14 protein-coding genes and 2 pseudogenes are annotated in these 14,597 nt (G+C 60.7%); 12 read left to right on the forward strand and 4 right to left on the reverse strand.

All coding sequences use genetic code 11. The features are described from left to right. Positions 1-63: 63 nt before the first annotated feature. From U5A52_RS31505 to U5A52_RS31545, 9 genes and pseudogenes are all read left to right on the forward strand, one after another. A complete protein-coding gene (locus U5A52_RS31505; protein WP_321937709.1) occupies positions 64-459 on the forward strand; it encodes a carboxymuconolactone decarboxylase family protein in 396 nt (131 codons plus the stop codon). 73 nt (positions 460-532) lie between these two features. Further along, positions 533-1,582, forward strand: coding sequence for a 3-keto-5-aminohexanoate cleavage protein (locus U5A52_RS31510; protein ID WP_321937711.1), 1,050 nt, complete (start codon positions 533-535; stop codon positions 1,580-1,582). 105 nt (positions 1,583-1,687) lie between these two features. Then, the gene (locus tag U5A52_RS31515) at positions 1,688-2,992 is read left to right on the forward strand and encodes an MFS transporter (protein ID WP_321937713.1); all 1,305 of its coding nucleotides are present in this window, start codon (positions 1,688-1,690) and stop codon (positions 2,990-2,992) included. A 13-nt stretch (positions 2,993-3,005) separates the two neighbouring features. Further along, the gene (locus U5A52_RS31520; RefSeq protein ID WP_321937715.1) at positions 3,006-3,866 is read left to right on the forward strand and encodes an SDR family oxidoreductase; all 861 of its coding nucleotides are present in this window, start codon (positions 3,006-3,008) and stop codon (positions 3,864-3,866) included. A 112-nt stretch (positions 3,867-3,978) separates the two neighbouring features. Continuing rightward, positions 3,979-5,133 carry a porin gene (locus tag U5A52_RS31525; RefSeq protein WP_321937718.1) on the forward strand — a complete coding sequence of 385 codons (1,155 nt, stop codon included), beginning with the start codon at positions 3,979-3,981 and terminating at the stop codon, positions 5,131-5,133. A gap of 31 nt (positions 5,134-5,164) precedes the next feature. Then, entirely contained in the window at positions 5,165-5,548 is a 384-nt protein-coding gene (locus U5A52_RS31530) for a BON domain-containing protein (protein ID WP_321937720.1), read from the forward strand. 91 nt (positions 5,549-5,639) lie between these two features. Continuing rightward, positions 5,640-5,798, forward strand: a pseudogene (locus U5A52_RS31535) (alpha/beta hydrolase); the annotation flags it as partial. 4 nt (positions 5,799-5,802) lie between these two features. Then, on the forward strand, positions 5,803-6,159 hold the full coding sequence (locus tag U5A52_RS31540; protein WP_321937721.1) for a Rieske (2Fe-2S) protein: 357 nt from the start codon (positions 5,803-5,805) through the stop codon (positions 6,157-6,159). Continuing rightward, positions 6,156-6,451: pseudogene (locus U5A52_RS31545) on the forward strand (AMP-binding protein); the annotation flags it as partial. The gene U5A52_RS31540 and the pseudogene U5A52_RS31545, both read left to right, overlap by 4 nt. Positions 6,452-6,504: 53 nt before the next feature. On the opposite strand, the gene U5A52_RS31550 reads toward U5A52_RS31545, so the two are convergent. Genes U5A52_RS31550 through U5A52_RS31560 form a run of 4 tightly spaced genes read right to left on the reverse strand, consistent with a single transcriptional unit; the run spans position 6,505 to position 9,465 of the window. Continuing rightward, positions 6,505-7,011 carry a GGDEF domain-containing protein gene (locus U5A52_RS31550; protein WP_321937723.1) on the reverse strand — a complete coding sequence of 169 codons (507 nt, stop codon included), beginning with the start codon at positions 7,009-7,011 and terminating at the stop codon, positions 6,505-6,507. Continuing rightward, the gene (locus U5A52_RS31555; protein ID WP_321937871.1) at positions 6,944-7,357 is read right to left on the reverse strand and encodes a hypothetical protein; all 414 of its coding nucleotides are present in this window, start codon (positions 7,355-7,357) and stop codon (positions 6,944-6,946) included. Before U5A52_RS31555 ends, U5A52_RS31550 begins: the two co-directional genes overlap by 68 nt. Further along, positions 7,324-7,686, reverse strand: a complete 363-nt coding sequence (locus U5A52_RS43350; RefSeq protein WP_415774082.1) for a hypothetical protein — start codon at positions 7,684-7,686, stop codon at positions 7,324-7,326. The genes U5A52_RS31555 and U5A52_RS43350 overlap by 34 nt, the downstream gene beginning before the upstream one ends. Before the next feature lie 48 nt (positions 7,687-7,734). Further along, complete coding sequence (locus U5A52_RS31560) at positions 7,735-9,465, reverse strand: SulP family inorganic anion transporter (RefSeq protein ID WP_321937726.1); 1,731 nt, start codon at positions 9,463-9,465, stop codon at positions 7,735-7,737. A 412-nt stretch (positions 9,466-9,877) separates the two neighbouring features. Between U5A52_RS31560 and U5A52_RS31565 the strand changes: the two genes are divergently transcribed. The 3 genes from U5A52_RS31565 (at position 9,878) to U5A52_RS31575 (ending at position 14,463) form a co-directional block, all read left to right on the forward strand. Beyond that, entirely contained in the window at positions 9,878-10,963 is a 1,086-nt protein-coding gene (locus tag U5A52_RS31565) for a transporter substrate-binding domain-containing protein (protein ID WP_321937728.1), read from the forward strand. A gap of 83 nt (positions 10,964-11,046) precedes the next feature. After that, positions 11,047-11,412 (forward strand): hypothetical protein, encoded by a 366-nt coding sequence (locus U5A52_RS31570; protein ID WP_321937730.1) that lies wholly within the window; start codon positions 11,047-11,049, stop codon positions 11,410-11,412. A gap of 159 nt (positions 11,413-11,571) precedes the next feature. Continuing rightward, a complete protein-coding gene (locus U5A52_RS31575) occupies positions 11,572-14,463 on the forward strand; it encodes an EAL domain-containing protein (protein ID WP_321937732.1) in 2,892 nt (963 codons plus the stop codon). Positions 14,464-14,597: the final 134 nt, after the last annotated feature.

Here is a 14,597-nt window from a genome sequence, read left to right on the forward strand (position 1 = left end):
CCACGCCAAGGCGTGAGGTGCAAGTCTCTATACACAATGAATATGGAACGAGGAAGTCTTCCCATGAATACGAACGACGCCACGGCAACGCCGATTTGCGATGCGCTGCGTGCGAGCGGCAACTGGAACCCGAACTGGGAGCCGTTTGCGGAACTCGATGCCGCCTGGACGGAGAAGTTCATGGCGATGGGCACCGCGCCGATGCTCTCCGGCGCGCTCGACGCGAAGACGATCGAGTTCATCGCGATTGCCGTCGACGCCTCCTGCACGCACATGTACGCACCGGGCGTGCGGCGCCACATTCGCAAGGCGCTCGAACTGGGCGCGACGAAAGATGAAATCACCGCCGTGCTGCAGTGTGTCTCCGTGCTCGGGATCCACACAATGAGCCTGGCGGCTCCGATCCTGATTGAGGAAGCGAAATTACACGAGAGCCGCGCACAAACCCACCAGAAGTAAACAGCATTCGACCTGAGAGCTGTGCACAAACCCACCACAAGCGAACAACATTCGAATCCAGAAGGACACCATCATGCAATTCCTTGACGACTCCCTCCTGCCCGAGAACCAGGAAAAGCTCGTGATCCAGGTCGCGCCCTATGGCCCGCAGTTCCTGCCGAGCGACTCTGATGACATCGCCGTGAGCATGGACGCCCAGATCCAGAAGGCCGTCGACTGCTACAACGCCGGTGCGACCGTGCTCCATGTGCACGTGCGCGAGGAAGACGGCAAGGGCTCGAAGCGCCTGTCGAAGTTCAACGAGATGCTCGCGCGCCTGCGCGAGGCGGTGCCCGATATGGTGCTGCAGGTGGGCGGCTCGATCTCGTTCGCGCCCGAAGGCGAAGGTGAGGCCGCGAAGTGGCTCAACGACGACACGCGCCACATGCTGGCCGCGCTCACGCCCACGCCGGACCAGGTGACCATCGCCATCAACACCAACCAGATGAACGTCACCGAACTGCTCACCGCCGAGGATTGCGGTGACACTTCGATGGGCCACCCCGCCTACTTCCAGGCCTACAAGGAAATGTGGATCCCGTCGGGCCCGGCGTTCGTCGAGGAGCACCTGAAGCGCCTGCAGGCCGCCGGCATCCAGCCGCACTTCATGCTCGGCGACGTCGGCCAGCTCGAGACGGTGGAGCGGCTGATCCGGCGCGGGCACTACACCGGTCCGCTGGTGCTGAACTGGGTCGCCATCGGCGGCGGGGCCGACGGCCCCAACCCGCGCAACCTGATGGAATTCATCAACCGCTGCCCGCAAAACACCGTGCTGACCGTCGAAAGCCTGATGCGCCACGTGCTGCCGCTCAACACGATGGCCATCGCGATGGGCCTGCACGTGCGCGTCGGCATCGAGGACAACCTTTGGGGCAGGGCAGGCGAGCGCATGACCTCGGTGCAGCAGGTCGAGCAGATGGTCCGCGTTGCCCGCGAACTGCACCGCGATGTGGCGAGCGGCGAGGACGCGCGCCGTATCTACCGGATCGGTGAGCACTACGGCAGCGTCGACGAGACCCTGGACGCACTGGGCTACAGGCCGAATCGCCGCCCCGGCCAGCGCGGCTTCCAGATCGCGGCGTAATGCACACAGGGCTGTGAAGCGGGCTGGCCCCCTCGCAGCCACACACCCAGTTGATGAAGCACGTGACACGACACCGCTGCGGCGATGCGGTTCATGGAGACATGCATGGCATGGAAGAACTACCCTCGTGCGGTACTGGCGACATTGCTGGTCACGCATATCCTCGCGCAGATCGACCGCAACATCCTGCTCGGCTTCTCGTCGAGTCTCGTTGCTGAACTTGGCATCAGCAACGCCCACTACGGGCTTCTCGTGGGCGCCGTATGGGTCCTGAGCTATGCCGTCATGGCCATTGTCATGGGCGCCTGCGCCGACCGCTTCAGCCGCACACGCGTCATCGCGGCGGGACTGATCATCTGGAGCGTATGTACGGCGGCGTCCGGCTCCGCTCACAGCTTCGGGCAACTGGTAGCTGCCCGCCTGCTCGTGGCGACCGGTGAAGCGGCCCTGGTGCCAGCGGCAGTTGGGATTCTTGCCGAGGTCTTCTCAGCGCGCCGGCGTGCCACGGCGCTCGGCCTGTTCTTCATCGGCATCCCGCTCGGCGTCGGTTCGAGCTTCGTGCTGGCCGGTACCGTCGGCGCCGTCTATGGCTGGCGCGCGACGTTCCACGGGCTTGGCGTGATCGGTGCGCTATTGGCAGTGGCCCTCGCGTTCCTCAAGGATGAGCGCGAGCAACACGCGGCCGCCGCGCGTGGCACGCCATTCGCCGGGCAACTGCGCGAGATGCTGGGCGTGGTGCGTGGCAGCCCCGCGTTGCAGCTGGCGATCACGGGGTTCGTCCTCGTACACCTGATATTTTCCGGCCTCTCGTTTGCTCAGCTATGGCTCGTGAGGGAACGGGGACTTGACCCGGCGGGAATCACGCGCCTCATCGGCGCCGTGCAGATCATGTTCGGCACGCTGGGTGCCCTCGTCGGCGGCGCGGGAGGTGACCGTTGCGCACGGCGCTTCGCCGGCGGCCACGCTAGCTTCATGGTGTTGCTTGTAGCCGTATGCGCGCCGCTGATGATCGCTTACCGGTTCGCGCCCGCGGGCTCCCCGTTGTTCTATGCGGGCATGTGCGCGGGCGCCTTCCTGCCGCTTGCGGTCTATGGGCCGGCCATCAGCGTGATCCAGGGCCATGTGCCGACGCGCATGCGCTCGACGATCACGGGGCTGACGATGACGCTTATCAACCTTTTCGCGTTCGCCCTCGGAAATTATGTTGCCGGCGCGCAGAGCGACCGTCTCGCGAAGGCAGGTGTTCATACGCCGCTGACGTGGGTTCTGCTTGGGACCGACCTGTTCGCCATCGCGTCGTTGCCGTGCTTCCTTGCACTCGCGCGGTGTGCCCGCTCACGAGCGGCACCCGGCGATAGGGGGGCGGAGAAGGCGTGCGTCGGGTCATCACAGCAACAACCTCAAAACTGAAGGAGGTCCAATCATGAATAGCGCTCCCGAGCAATATCATGCGGCCGCGGGCCTGCTGGCGCAGCGCGTGGCGCTCGTGACGGGCGTTGGCCCCGGCCTTGGCCGGGCATGCGCGGTCGCGCTGGCCAGGGCAGGCGCGAGTGTTGCGATCTGCGATGTCGACACTGGGACTCTCGAGGCGACGCGCGCCGCAGTGGAGGCCGAGGGCGCGCAATGTCTCGCGGTGCGCTGCGACGTGTCGTCGAGTGCCGACGTGCAACGCATGTTTTCGCAGGTGACCGAGCGCTTCGGCACGCTTCACGTCCTCGTCAACAACGCAGCCCTCGTGCCGAATCGACCTGCCGATGCCCAGCGCCGCAACCAGCACTACGCGTACATCACGACGCCCGTGCCGAGGCAGTCGCTGGGCTTCACCAGCGGCATGAGCGACGAGGACTGGCATCGCTACTGGGGCGTGAACGTGCATGGCGTTTTCTACTGCACGCGTGCGGCGCTCAAGCTGATGGAGCCCCAGCGTTATGGGCGGATCGTCAATGTTGCCTCGATTGCAGGCATCAGCGCAATGAGCGCGCACAGTCCCCACTACAGCGCGACCAAGGGCGCGGTGGTCGCGTTCAGCAAGGCGTTGGCAGCGGAGGTGGCCGGCGCGAATGTCTTCGTCAACGTGCTGGCGCCAGGCGGGGTGGCGACGCCCGAGTTCAACGCGTACCTCGGCGCGATCGGCGACGAGGCCCGCAACCGGCTCTGGCAGATGGTTCCGTCGGGGCGCCTTGGCACGCCCGAGGAATACGCGGCCACCGTCGTTCATCTGGCCGGCGATCACCACTATCTGGTCGGGCAGGTGATCAGCCCGAATGGCGGAGCGGTGATCTGAAAGCCGTTGCGTCGGACAGCAGCATCAAGCAATTTGACTGAGAAGTTTCAACTGACCCCGAAGTACGCCCGCCGGAACGGTCCGGTAATTTCAAAACTAATTCGGAGACCCAATGAAGTTGAAGTGGAGTGGCGCTGCAGCGCTTGTCGTGTTCGCCAGTGCGGCGCACGCGCAATCATCGGTTACGTTTTACGGCGTTGCCGATTCCGGGTTCCTGTATCAAAGCGCGAACGCCTCGAACTTTCAGTCCAAAACCAATCTTGGACATGTCTACGAACTCAAGGACGGTGGGATCTATTCGAGCATCTGGGGTTTGAAGGGCACCGAGGATATCGGCGGCGGCTATAAGGTCAACTTCAAGTTGCAAGGATCTTTCAACACCGCCAATGGCAAAACTGGTCTGGCCGACGCGCCGGGGGCGACTGCGGTGTTCAACCAGCAGACGACCATTGGCCTGTCAGGCCCGCTCGGCTCGATCGATGCGGGCCGTCAAATCGTGCCGATGATCTACGCGATGGCCGACACCGACGTTCGCAGCGCCCAGTACTTCGGCTCCATCCTGACAGGCTGGCTCGGCCTGAACCAGGCGGCGCGCTGGCAGGGCTTGAGCACGAACGGGCCAATTGGCGCGCTCTACGATGACAACGCGATCGTCTATCGCTCGCCGAAGTTCTACGGCGCGTCGCTCGCGCTCGAATATGCGCCAGGCGGCGTGCCTGGGCAATTCCAGGGCGGCACACGTGAGTCGGCCGTGTTGCAGTACTCAAACTACGGCCTTAACCTGGCGGCTGTCTATTACAACGGGCACGATACCAGCCCGTTCACACAAACAGGCCCCACGACGATCGTTACGGCGCCCTCAACGGGCTTGAACAACAACCAGTTCTACTATCTCGGCGGGCAGTACACCTTCCACGGTTTCTCGGTCTCGACGTCATACAGCCGTGCTCGCAATCCCTCGAATATGAGCGCGCCCAAAGGGTTCAACCTGGAGATGTATTCCGGAGGACTCGGCTACAGGTTCAGTCCTGTCTTCAAGATCACCTCGGGTTTCTATTACCTGCATGACCGCAATATAGGCGCCAACCACTCGGCCGAGTACGCGCTGGGCGCCGAGTACAACCTGTCCAAGCGTACCCTCGGCTACACGCAGGTCGGCTACGTCGACAACCACGGCAACATGAGCCAGACGATCACCTATGGCGCACCGGTTCCAGAAGGCCGGTCGAGCACGGCGGTGATGGTCGGCATCCGCCATAGCTTCTGATACCAATCCGCTTGAAAAACTGGAGCATTCCATGAAGACAAAGAAGGTGATCAGGATTGCGGGCGCCGCCTTGATCGCGTTGGCATCCGTTCACACGTGGGCGCAGCCGGGCGCGAGTGAAGCGAGTGGCACGTCGAACGTTGCCGCGGTCGCCACCTCCGGCGGCATGACGTCAAAGGACATCCGCAAGGCCAATCGCGTGCTGCGCAGGAAAGTCTACGCAGAGATCGTCAAGCACAAGGAGATCAACGCGGGCGACATCAGCGTTGTTGCCAGGAGCGGGGCGGTGACGCTCGACGGCACGGTCGTGGACGCGTCCCAGATCGACAAGGTTGCCGAGATCGCGCGTGGCGTTGCGGGTGTGACGTCCGTGACCAACCGGCTGAGCGTCAAGAAGCCGTTTGGCGGCCAGTAGGCTGCAAACAAACGCGTCCACGCCACGAACGCGGCGTCGTCGTCCAGCTTCCGGGCGGTGCCGTCGCGCCGGTCGACCTTGAGACGCCGCTGCCGGCCGAAACGATCCGCTTTCACAGTTTGAGCGTGTGTCGGAGATGGCGAAAGACTGGGGCAGCGGCCTTGTCGACCTTGGCGAAGTGGACCACCTGAACCCCGCCACGGGCTACGGTGAATGCCTAATCGCAGAAACCCTGATTCGCGAGTCTATTTCAGATGACGCATCAAGTAGTTGTTGGCCTTGCCGGCGACCCCGCACCCGGCGAGCGCAAGCTTGCTTTTGTCGACGGTCGCAGCATTGTCTTGATCAACGTCGATGGCACGATCCACGCGATCGACAACTCCTGTCCTCACAGCGGCGCATCGCTCGCGAGCGGGCAGCTCGAGGGGTGCGTTCTGCGCTGCCCGGCACACGGCCTGCGCTTTGACCTGCGCACCGGCTGCGTAGCGGGCGCCGGCAGCTTGAGCCTGACGAAATTTTCCGTGCATGAAGCCGATGGAAAGCTGGTCGTGAGCCTGGACGGGCAGGTCACCGGTCCCGCTGGCGCGCAGGCGTGTCCGGCCGCAACCTGACCCGCGAGCGCGAGCTCCATGCACCCGCACAGGGAAAAACGCTCAGGCACGTCGAAAGCCATCACGGCAGTCAGGTAATCGTGTCGCGACGGGCCGAAGGGGACATTCATCGCTACACATACCGGGGATCTTTGCGCAACGTGCGCGCCGGATGGCGACGGCCCTCGCAACCCATGGCGTAAAGCAGGGCGAGCGGGTCGGGACGCTGGCATGGAACGGCTACCGGCATACGAAGTTGTACTTTGCGGTATCGGGATTGGGGTCTGGGCTGCATACGCTGAATTCGCGGCTGCAATGACCGCCGCCACCAGTTCGTCCTTGGGCGAAGTCTGGGTCATGCACTTGTCAAGCGGCAAACGCGCGGTCGCATATCTCGACGCGGTTGCGGCCGAGATGCTTGGCGCGATAAAGCGCATTGTCTGCATCACGCGCGAGCTGTTCGATCGTCGCTTCGGCGGCGGCAAGGCAGGCTACACCCACGCTACACGTGCAGCGAACGGGTGCCTTGAGCGCTGGCTCGGAAATTCGCGTGCGGATTGCCTCGGCCAGCCGGCAGGCGCTCTGCAGGGAAAGGGCCGGCAGCAACACGGCGAACTCTTCCCCTCCCCAGCGAGCGAGATAGGCAGATTCCGGCAAGACCCCGCTCGCGCGCCCCGCGAAATCGATCAGGACGCGATCTCCCATATCGTGCCCGTGCTCGTCATTCACATGTTTAAAGTGGTCGAGGTCGATAAGGAGCATGGACAATACACTTCCGTTGCGCTTCGCCCGCTCCTGCTCATCTTCAAACGCGAGTGCGAGCGCCCGGCGGTTCAGAAGACCAGTCAACGGTGCGACCCACGACCGAGTCATGGGCCAGCCACAACCAGGCCGTGCCGGTCGCGCCGATCGCGAGGAGCAGTTCGACGAGGCGCCAGCTCGGTCGGCGCGCGAAGAAAAGCTGTGAGCCAACGAGACCCAGCCCCGTACCAAGGATGATTCCGCAGTTCCCTGCGAGGATCGAAAGCCAGCCAGATACGCTGCCGCGCAACGCGAGGAGGATCGCCGATATGCTGACCACTAGCGCACCCGAAGCCCAGTGACGGACTCCGCGTATGTTCTGAGGAAAGCCTCGGGCGAGCGAGAACAGAGCGATTGCCATGAGTCCCGGCATGACCGAAGACATCAGAATGACCGTGCGTAAATCGAAGGGCGGCATGCGGATTCAACGAGGGTAGCGTCGCGTTTGTATACCATACGCAAGTAGTTGGCGGCGCTACCTGCTACCGAACTGCGAGCAGTCACGGCTTGACACAGATCGATGCACAGTCCATCACTCTCACGGTTTGACTCGATGGCCGAACGAATCACCGCCGGATAGGGTGCAGCACAGTTCGTCGGACTCGCAGCATCGATGGACTGCCGCATGAAACAGTGCAGTTTATACAATTCGCCTTCTTCACGCGCCGCAGTTCCAACAATATTTTCATGCAAGTCGGCATTGGCAAGATAACCGTCTCGCAGCAGACTACACCAGCCGTTGCTCAGGGACCTTCGCTTGACTTATGTTGTCGGCGCGATCCAATGTGGCGCGACTCACCTCTCGGTCCCGATATCACGCGACACCTTCTGACTTTGCTGCAGTGCCTGCCATGCAGCAACCGCCTGTTCCAGATTCAGGAACATGCGCTCATGCCCGAGTATCTTGCCGAGCGGCGCCCGATCGACGATAGTGAATATTTCCGGGCTCAGGCCCACGAGCCATAGCGCGATTCCTTGTTCGCGATACTTCTTCTCTCCCTCGGTCAGCATTTGCAGGGCCGTGTACTCCAGATCGAAGACGGCCCTCATGTCGATCGCGACAACCTCGGGATGAGCCTCATCGACAAGCGGCGCAATCTTGTGCCCGATGTTCGAAGCATTGACAAAGAAAATCCGACCCTCCGGCCGCAGAAGCAGCAGCCCCGGAAATGCCTCATCGGCAGGGTGCTCATCGGACACCGGGCGGAAGACGTTCGTGCCTGGCTTGCGATGCAGAACATAGACAGGCGGATTGGATACCTGGTAAGCGAGCGCCGCGAGCGACACGAGAATTGCGATCAGAATGCCGTTTAACGTACCGACTAGCACCACGCCTACGAGGGCTACTAGCGCCCAGACGAACTCGGTGCGTCTGATGGCGAGAATCGCTGCGAATTCTGCGGGCTTGAGCAAGCCAATCGAATAGACAATCACCACGGCGGCAAGAGTCGCATACGGCATGAGTCCGATGAGCGGCGCGAGCAACAGCATCGTGCCCAGGGTAACGGCAGCCGTCACGAGTTCCGCCAGCTGCGAATGCGCGCCAACGAGCCGATTGACCGCGGTCTGTGTCGTTCCTCCGCCTGCAGGCATGGAGCCGAGTAGCGCCCCCGCCGCATTGCCGAGGCCCGTCGCCAGCAATTCCCGATTAGGTAATGGTATGGCTTCTCCACTACGGACAAACGCGCGCCCAGAGGCAATCGTTTCGGTGAAGCTCATCAGCGCAATCCCGGCCGCCGCGGGCCAGAGCGATTCGACAAGCGAGATATCTGGCATCGTAAGACTTGGGAGGCCTGTCGGAATGTGTCCGACGACCCCGACGCCGTATTTTTGAAGCCCGAGAACAGCGACTGCGGCTATTCCACACGCCACCGCGATGAGCGGAGCAGGTGACTTTGGATAAACGTGTTCAAGCGTGACGAGAATCGCAATCGTCGCAACGCCGACCGCGACCGTTGCCGCCGACGCGTGAGGCAGCCCCAAAGCGAGCGCGTACACATTGTGGAAAAACGAACCCTTCACCACGTGAATGCCAATGAGTTTAGGCAGTTGATCCAGCACGATGACAATGGCGATCCCACCCTTGAAACCCGTTAGCACGGGCTCGGAAATGAAATTCGCGACGAAGCCGAACCTGAGCAATCCAGCAACCACAAGAAAGGCGCCGACCAATACCGTTAGCGTCGCGGTCGCAACGGCAAGTTTGGTTGGATCGGCGCCGGGAGAAACCTGGGCAAGGGCGGCTGCAGTCAGGATCGCCAACGTTGCACTCGTGCTGACGCTGAGCGGTCTGGACGTACCGAGGATCGCATAGATCACCATTGGCACAAACGCCGTGTATAGACCCACCTGGACAGGCAGGCCGGCAACCGTCGCGTAAGCCATCGCCTTCGGAAGGACGACAGCCGCTGCGGTGACCCCGGCTACGATGTCCGGCTTTATCCACGACTTCTGATATCCGCGCACCCATTCGAGAACCGGAAGACGAAAGCGAGAATTGCGTTGCTGCAAGGACTGACCGTGCATGATCGTATGTCCAGGAATGCCGGAGCCAGACCGGCAGATGCTCATACTGCCCATCGAGTCGCTCGCGTCAACCTGTTGTTTCCGGTAGTTATTGAGCGACCGGAAACTCAGAATAGCTACGCGATCGGTCACAGAATTGATACAGGTCAACTGCTTGGAGCTTCGTTCCCATCGACGGTACTACTTCCGGTCACCGGGACATTTCAAGCACCTTGCTTTTAGTGGAATGAATCACTCACCGAATAAAAGTCTTGATGGCGGTCATTTGACTGATCCAGGTCAAGTTTGATTGACGAGTGCCCTATAAGGTGGTGACGTTGCTATTCTCCACCGCAGAAGAAAGACTCCATTCCATCTTGGAGAGCCAAAAACGCGGGGGGATTGCCCGTTCGCGACGTAAAGAGGAATTGTTATGTTGAGCCGGTGGTGCGCAGCACTGCTGATGATGATAACGGCCGTGGCGACAGCGGTCGCTCAGCCAGCGAGCGTACCGGTACGGGTGGCCACATTGGTTCTTCCGCCATTCGTGATGGAGCAGGGGGGCGCTCTGAGTGGGTTCAGCATCGATCTGTGGAACGCTGTAGCGGCGAAGCTCGACGTCTCGTGCAGCTACCAGATGACGCCGGACGTAAAGGGTGTCTTTGATGCCTTACGTTCCGCGAAAGCGGATGTTGCTGTTTCCGGGCTGTTCTACTCGATCGAGCGGGATCGCGAATTCGACTTCTCATACCCAATCATGGAGGCTGGACTGCGGATCATGGTTCGGGGCACGGGACAGTCGTCAACACCCCAGCCGCTGCGCGACCTGATGAACCTGTTGTTTTCGAGAGTGACTCTCTACTGGGTCGGGGCCGCCGCGCTGATCGCGCTGATCGCCGCGCGTCTCATGTGGTTTGTCCAGCGACACCTCAGGGACGATGCTGCCGGTTCCAGTCAAAAATACTTTCCTGCCATATTTCGCATGATGTACTGGGCTGCCACGACACTTCTGACGCAAGCCGACGACGCCCCGCCTCCTCACTGGGCTGCCCGAGCCCTTGCCGTGCTGTGGATGTTTGTCGGTATCGTATTCGTTGCGCTTTATACCGCGCAGTTGACGACGACGCTTACAGTAGAGCAGATACAGGGTGCCATCAAAGGTCCAAAGGATTTGCCCGGGAAGCGTGTCGCTACGCTAAAGGGTGGGTCTGCCGTTGGTTATCTCAGGCAACATGAGGTTGATGTGCAGGAGTTCGACGACCTTTCGCACGTATACCAGGCCTTGCAAAATCGCGATGTGGACGCCGTGGTGCTAGGCGCAGCGGGCCTTGACGACTACGCCGCTCACGAGGGCAAGGGGCTTGTCAGGATGGTAGGGCTTGAGTTCAACAAAAACGATGTTGGCTTCGTATTTCCGATGGGTAGCCGCATACGTAGACGTGTTGACAGCGCGTTGGTGGCATTGCGTGAGGATGGCACATATCAGCAGATCTACGATAAATGGTTCGGCACTCAGTAGCCGCCGAAGCATTGGGCCAGACCGCACACGAGGTTGTAGGTGAGATGCCACGGCCGCTGGTGGCAGCCGCGAGTGCCCCCGCCGTGTCATTGGTCGCGACGTGTGGCTGGACCTCGACAACTGCAAACTGCCCGTCACGCCCGAACTTTGGTTCCGATTCGATTCTGATAGCGCTGCACCGTACCGATTGCGGCATCAAGCACTGCTATCATCACGCTCCGAAGTTGCTTGCACAGCAAGCGGGCGTCGCGCAGGAGGAACTCGATTCGCTAGCGATCACGGCTGCCCACGGGGCCGTGGCGCTCGACGTCGCAGCACTTACGGCCAGCAAGGATGTTCCCGGCGGCAATACGGTGTCGCGGGCCGTCTACGATGTTGCGACTGGCAAAGTCGAGATTGTCGTTGCACCTGTACGCCTGCACCCGGAATATATCTCCGGCGTTCACTAGATTGTGATGACACACTTCAGAATTTCCGTATCCGGCCGATACTTGGCATGAGAGCATGCCGTGTTGCGCGTTGAGGGAATTGCCGATTCCGGGGACGACTGCGTAGACAATGGCGTTGTACGGGCACACAGTCTCTCTGACCGCATAAAGAACCTTGGAATGGACGCTGGAAACGATTATTGCGTGCCGGTTAGTGACCTGCCGATGCCGGTCATCCGTTATGACGGGCAGGGTACGCGGCGCTACATGAACAGCGCGGCCCGGGCGATGATCGGGGCCGCATCGGGCGGCTCCCGCGCGTTGTACGCAGAAGCCGGATCACTTTCGCCGATGGCGCTGGAGCAGTACCGTGACGCCATTCGCGAGGTCGCGAGCACGGGCATCTCGCGCGAGCTCGAGCTGTCGTTCGATGGCGCGCCCGAGGCGCAGCGCGAACACTACCTCGTGCAGTTTGTGCGGGACCCGATCCAGGACGGCCCTTCTGGGGTGCTTGCGATCTATTTCGACATCACTGCGCGCAAACGGGCGGAGACAAAGCTTCGCGAGCGCGAGTCGTTCCTCGAATCGCTGCTCGATACCATTCCGATTCCCGTCTTCTCAAAGGATAGAGCGGGGCGGTACCTGCACCTCAATCGTGCGTTTGAAGAGTTTTTAGGTATCCCAAAGCAGCGATTCGTCGGCAAGACTGTCTTCGAGACGAGTCCGAAAGAGCTGGCGCAGACCTATTTCGACAAGGACGAGGATCTCTTTGCAAAGGGCGGGATCCAGCGTTACGAATTCAAGGTCCAGAACGCAGGTAAGGAAATACGCGACGTTGAATTCAGCAAGGCGGTTTTCCACGATGATCAGGGCCGCCAGGCCGGGTTGATTGGGGCGATTCAGGACATTACCGAACGTAAGCGTGCGGAATTCGAACTGAGGTTGCAATACGAGAAGATTCTTCTGCTCAACAAAAGCCTCGAAGACAAGGCGCTCGAATTGTCCGATGCGCGGGCGCAGCTGATCACCGTGTTGCATACCATTCCCGACATGGTGTGGCTAAAGAGCACGACGGGCGTTTTCCAGCTGTGCAATCAAAGCTTTGAGCAGTTTGTTGGCAAGTCGAAAGCTGAGATTCTTGGGAGAACAGACTACGCAATTTTCGATGCCGAGCTTGCCGACTTCTTCCGGGAACGCGACAAGGCGGCCATCGACGTCATGCATGTTTGCCTAGACGAAGAATGGGTGGTTGCCCCCGCGACTGGTGAACGCACGTTGCTCGAGACTCGTCGGCTACCGGTATTCGACGCAGGAGGGACGGTGACTGCCGTGCTGGGCGTGGCAAGAGACATGACTGAACGGCGCCGCTTCGACGAAAGACTGGCTCGTCGCGAGCGCGAATTCCGAACCCTCGTTGAAAACTCGCCCGATACAGTCGCCCGTTATGGGAGGGACTTCAGACGGCTCTACGTCAATCCAACGTTTGCATCGCTCACCCGGGGAGGAGCAGGCGCGCTGCTCGGCAAGACGCCGAGTGAATTTCCAGGCGGGCGCGCTACTGTGCTCTACGAGCGGCAACTCGGCGAAGTGTTCGCAACGGCAAGCGACAGGGAGTTCGAGCTGACGTGGGAGGCTTCCGACGGCAGACAACTCACACACCTGCTCCGGCTGACGCCGGAGTTGGGTGCGAATGGTGCGGTGGAAACGGTGCTTGCCGTGGGGCGCGACATCTCGGAACTCCACGCGTCGCGAGGGAAAATCCATCGTATGGCGTATTTCGACGCGCTCACGGCGTTGCCCAACCGCGTCCTCTTCAACGAGCGGTTGCGCGAGGCGGTTACCACCCGTTCAGACGGTTGCTTCACGGCGGTCATGATGATCGATATGGACCGTTTCAAGGGTGTCAACGATACGTTGGGCCACGCGGTCGGTGATGAGTTGCTGCGCGAGGCGGCATGTCGTCTGCTCGGCTGCGTGCGTCCCGGCGACACGGTCGCGCGCTTTGGAGGAGATGAATTCTCCATTCTGCTGCCTGAGGTTTCCGATCAAGGCATTCTCGAAGAGATCTGCGCGATGATCATCAAGCGGCTCGATGAGGCGTTCCTGCTCGACGGACGAGAAGTGTTCATTTCGTGCAGCATTGGCATCGCGCTCTACCCGATCGACAGCGCGGATGCGAAGGATTTGCTCAGATACGCAGACTCGGCAATGTACCAGGCGAAGCGCTCGGGAAGGCGCGGCTTTCGTTTTTACACGAAGGAGTTGACCATCGAGGCCACTGCGCGTCTGTTACTGGAGTCGGAGTTGCGTCGCGCGATCGACCAAGGGGAGCTCGAATTGCACTACCAGCCTCAGGTTTTGCTCCAGGGGGCGGAGGTCATCGGCTCGGAAGCGTTGTTGAGATGGAAGCGTCCCGGCGAGGGGTTCGTTCGCCCTGGGCAGTTTGTACCGCTTGCGGAGGAAACAGGCCTGATCGTCGATCTCGGACGATGGGTGCTTCGCGAGGCCTGTCGCGCCGCCGCTGAATGGAATGCTGAGGGTCGCGTTCGGCACAAGGTATCGATCAATCTGTCGGCCAGACAGTTTCAGTCGCGCGACCTGGTGCTGGTGATAAAAGAGATCCTGGAGGAAACAGGCTGCCGACCCCAATGGCTTGAGTTCGAGATTACAGAAAGTCTCCTGCTGGCGGAGAACGACTCGGTCATGAGTGTGCTTCTGGCATTCGAAGACATGGGGTTATCGATCGCTATCGATGATTTCGGTACCGGCTACTCCGCGCTCAGCTATTTGACCCGCTTCCCTATCGATACGCTCAAGATCGATCGGACGTTCATTCAGCGCGTCACCTCCGACCGACGTCATGCGGAGCTCGTGAAGGCGATCCTTTCCATTGCACGTTGCCTTGGACAGCGGGTCGTTGCTGAAGGCGTCGAGACGATCGAGCAGGCTGCCTTCCTCGATGCTCATGGTTGCGAGGTCGCACAAGGCTACTTCTACAGCAAGCCATTGCCGAAGACTGAAATTTCGTTGCTTCCCCGTTATCTCAGCGTCGCATACAACAGCAAATCATAAGGAGACTCTGACTCGACATTGCCGTATTGTGAACGCCGAAATCATCGATAAAAAATGCGTGTTTCGTTGAGTTTCTGATCTATTCTCGAATAGATGGCAGGGTTGAACAGGTCGTGCTCCATTTGTATTTTGCG

The organism is Paraburkholderia sp. J8-2 (genome assembly GCF_905220195.1).
Taxonomy (GTDB): Bacteria; Pseudomonadota; Gammaproteobacteria; order Burkholderiales; family Burkholderiaceae; genus Paraburkholderia.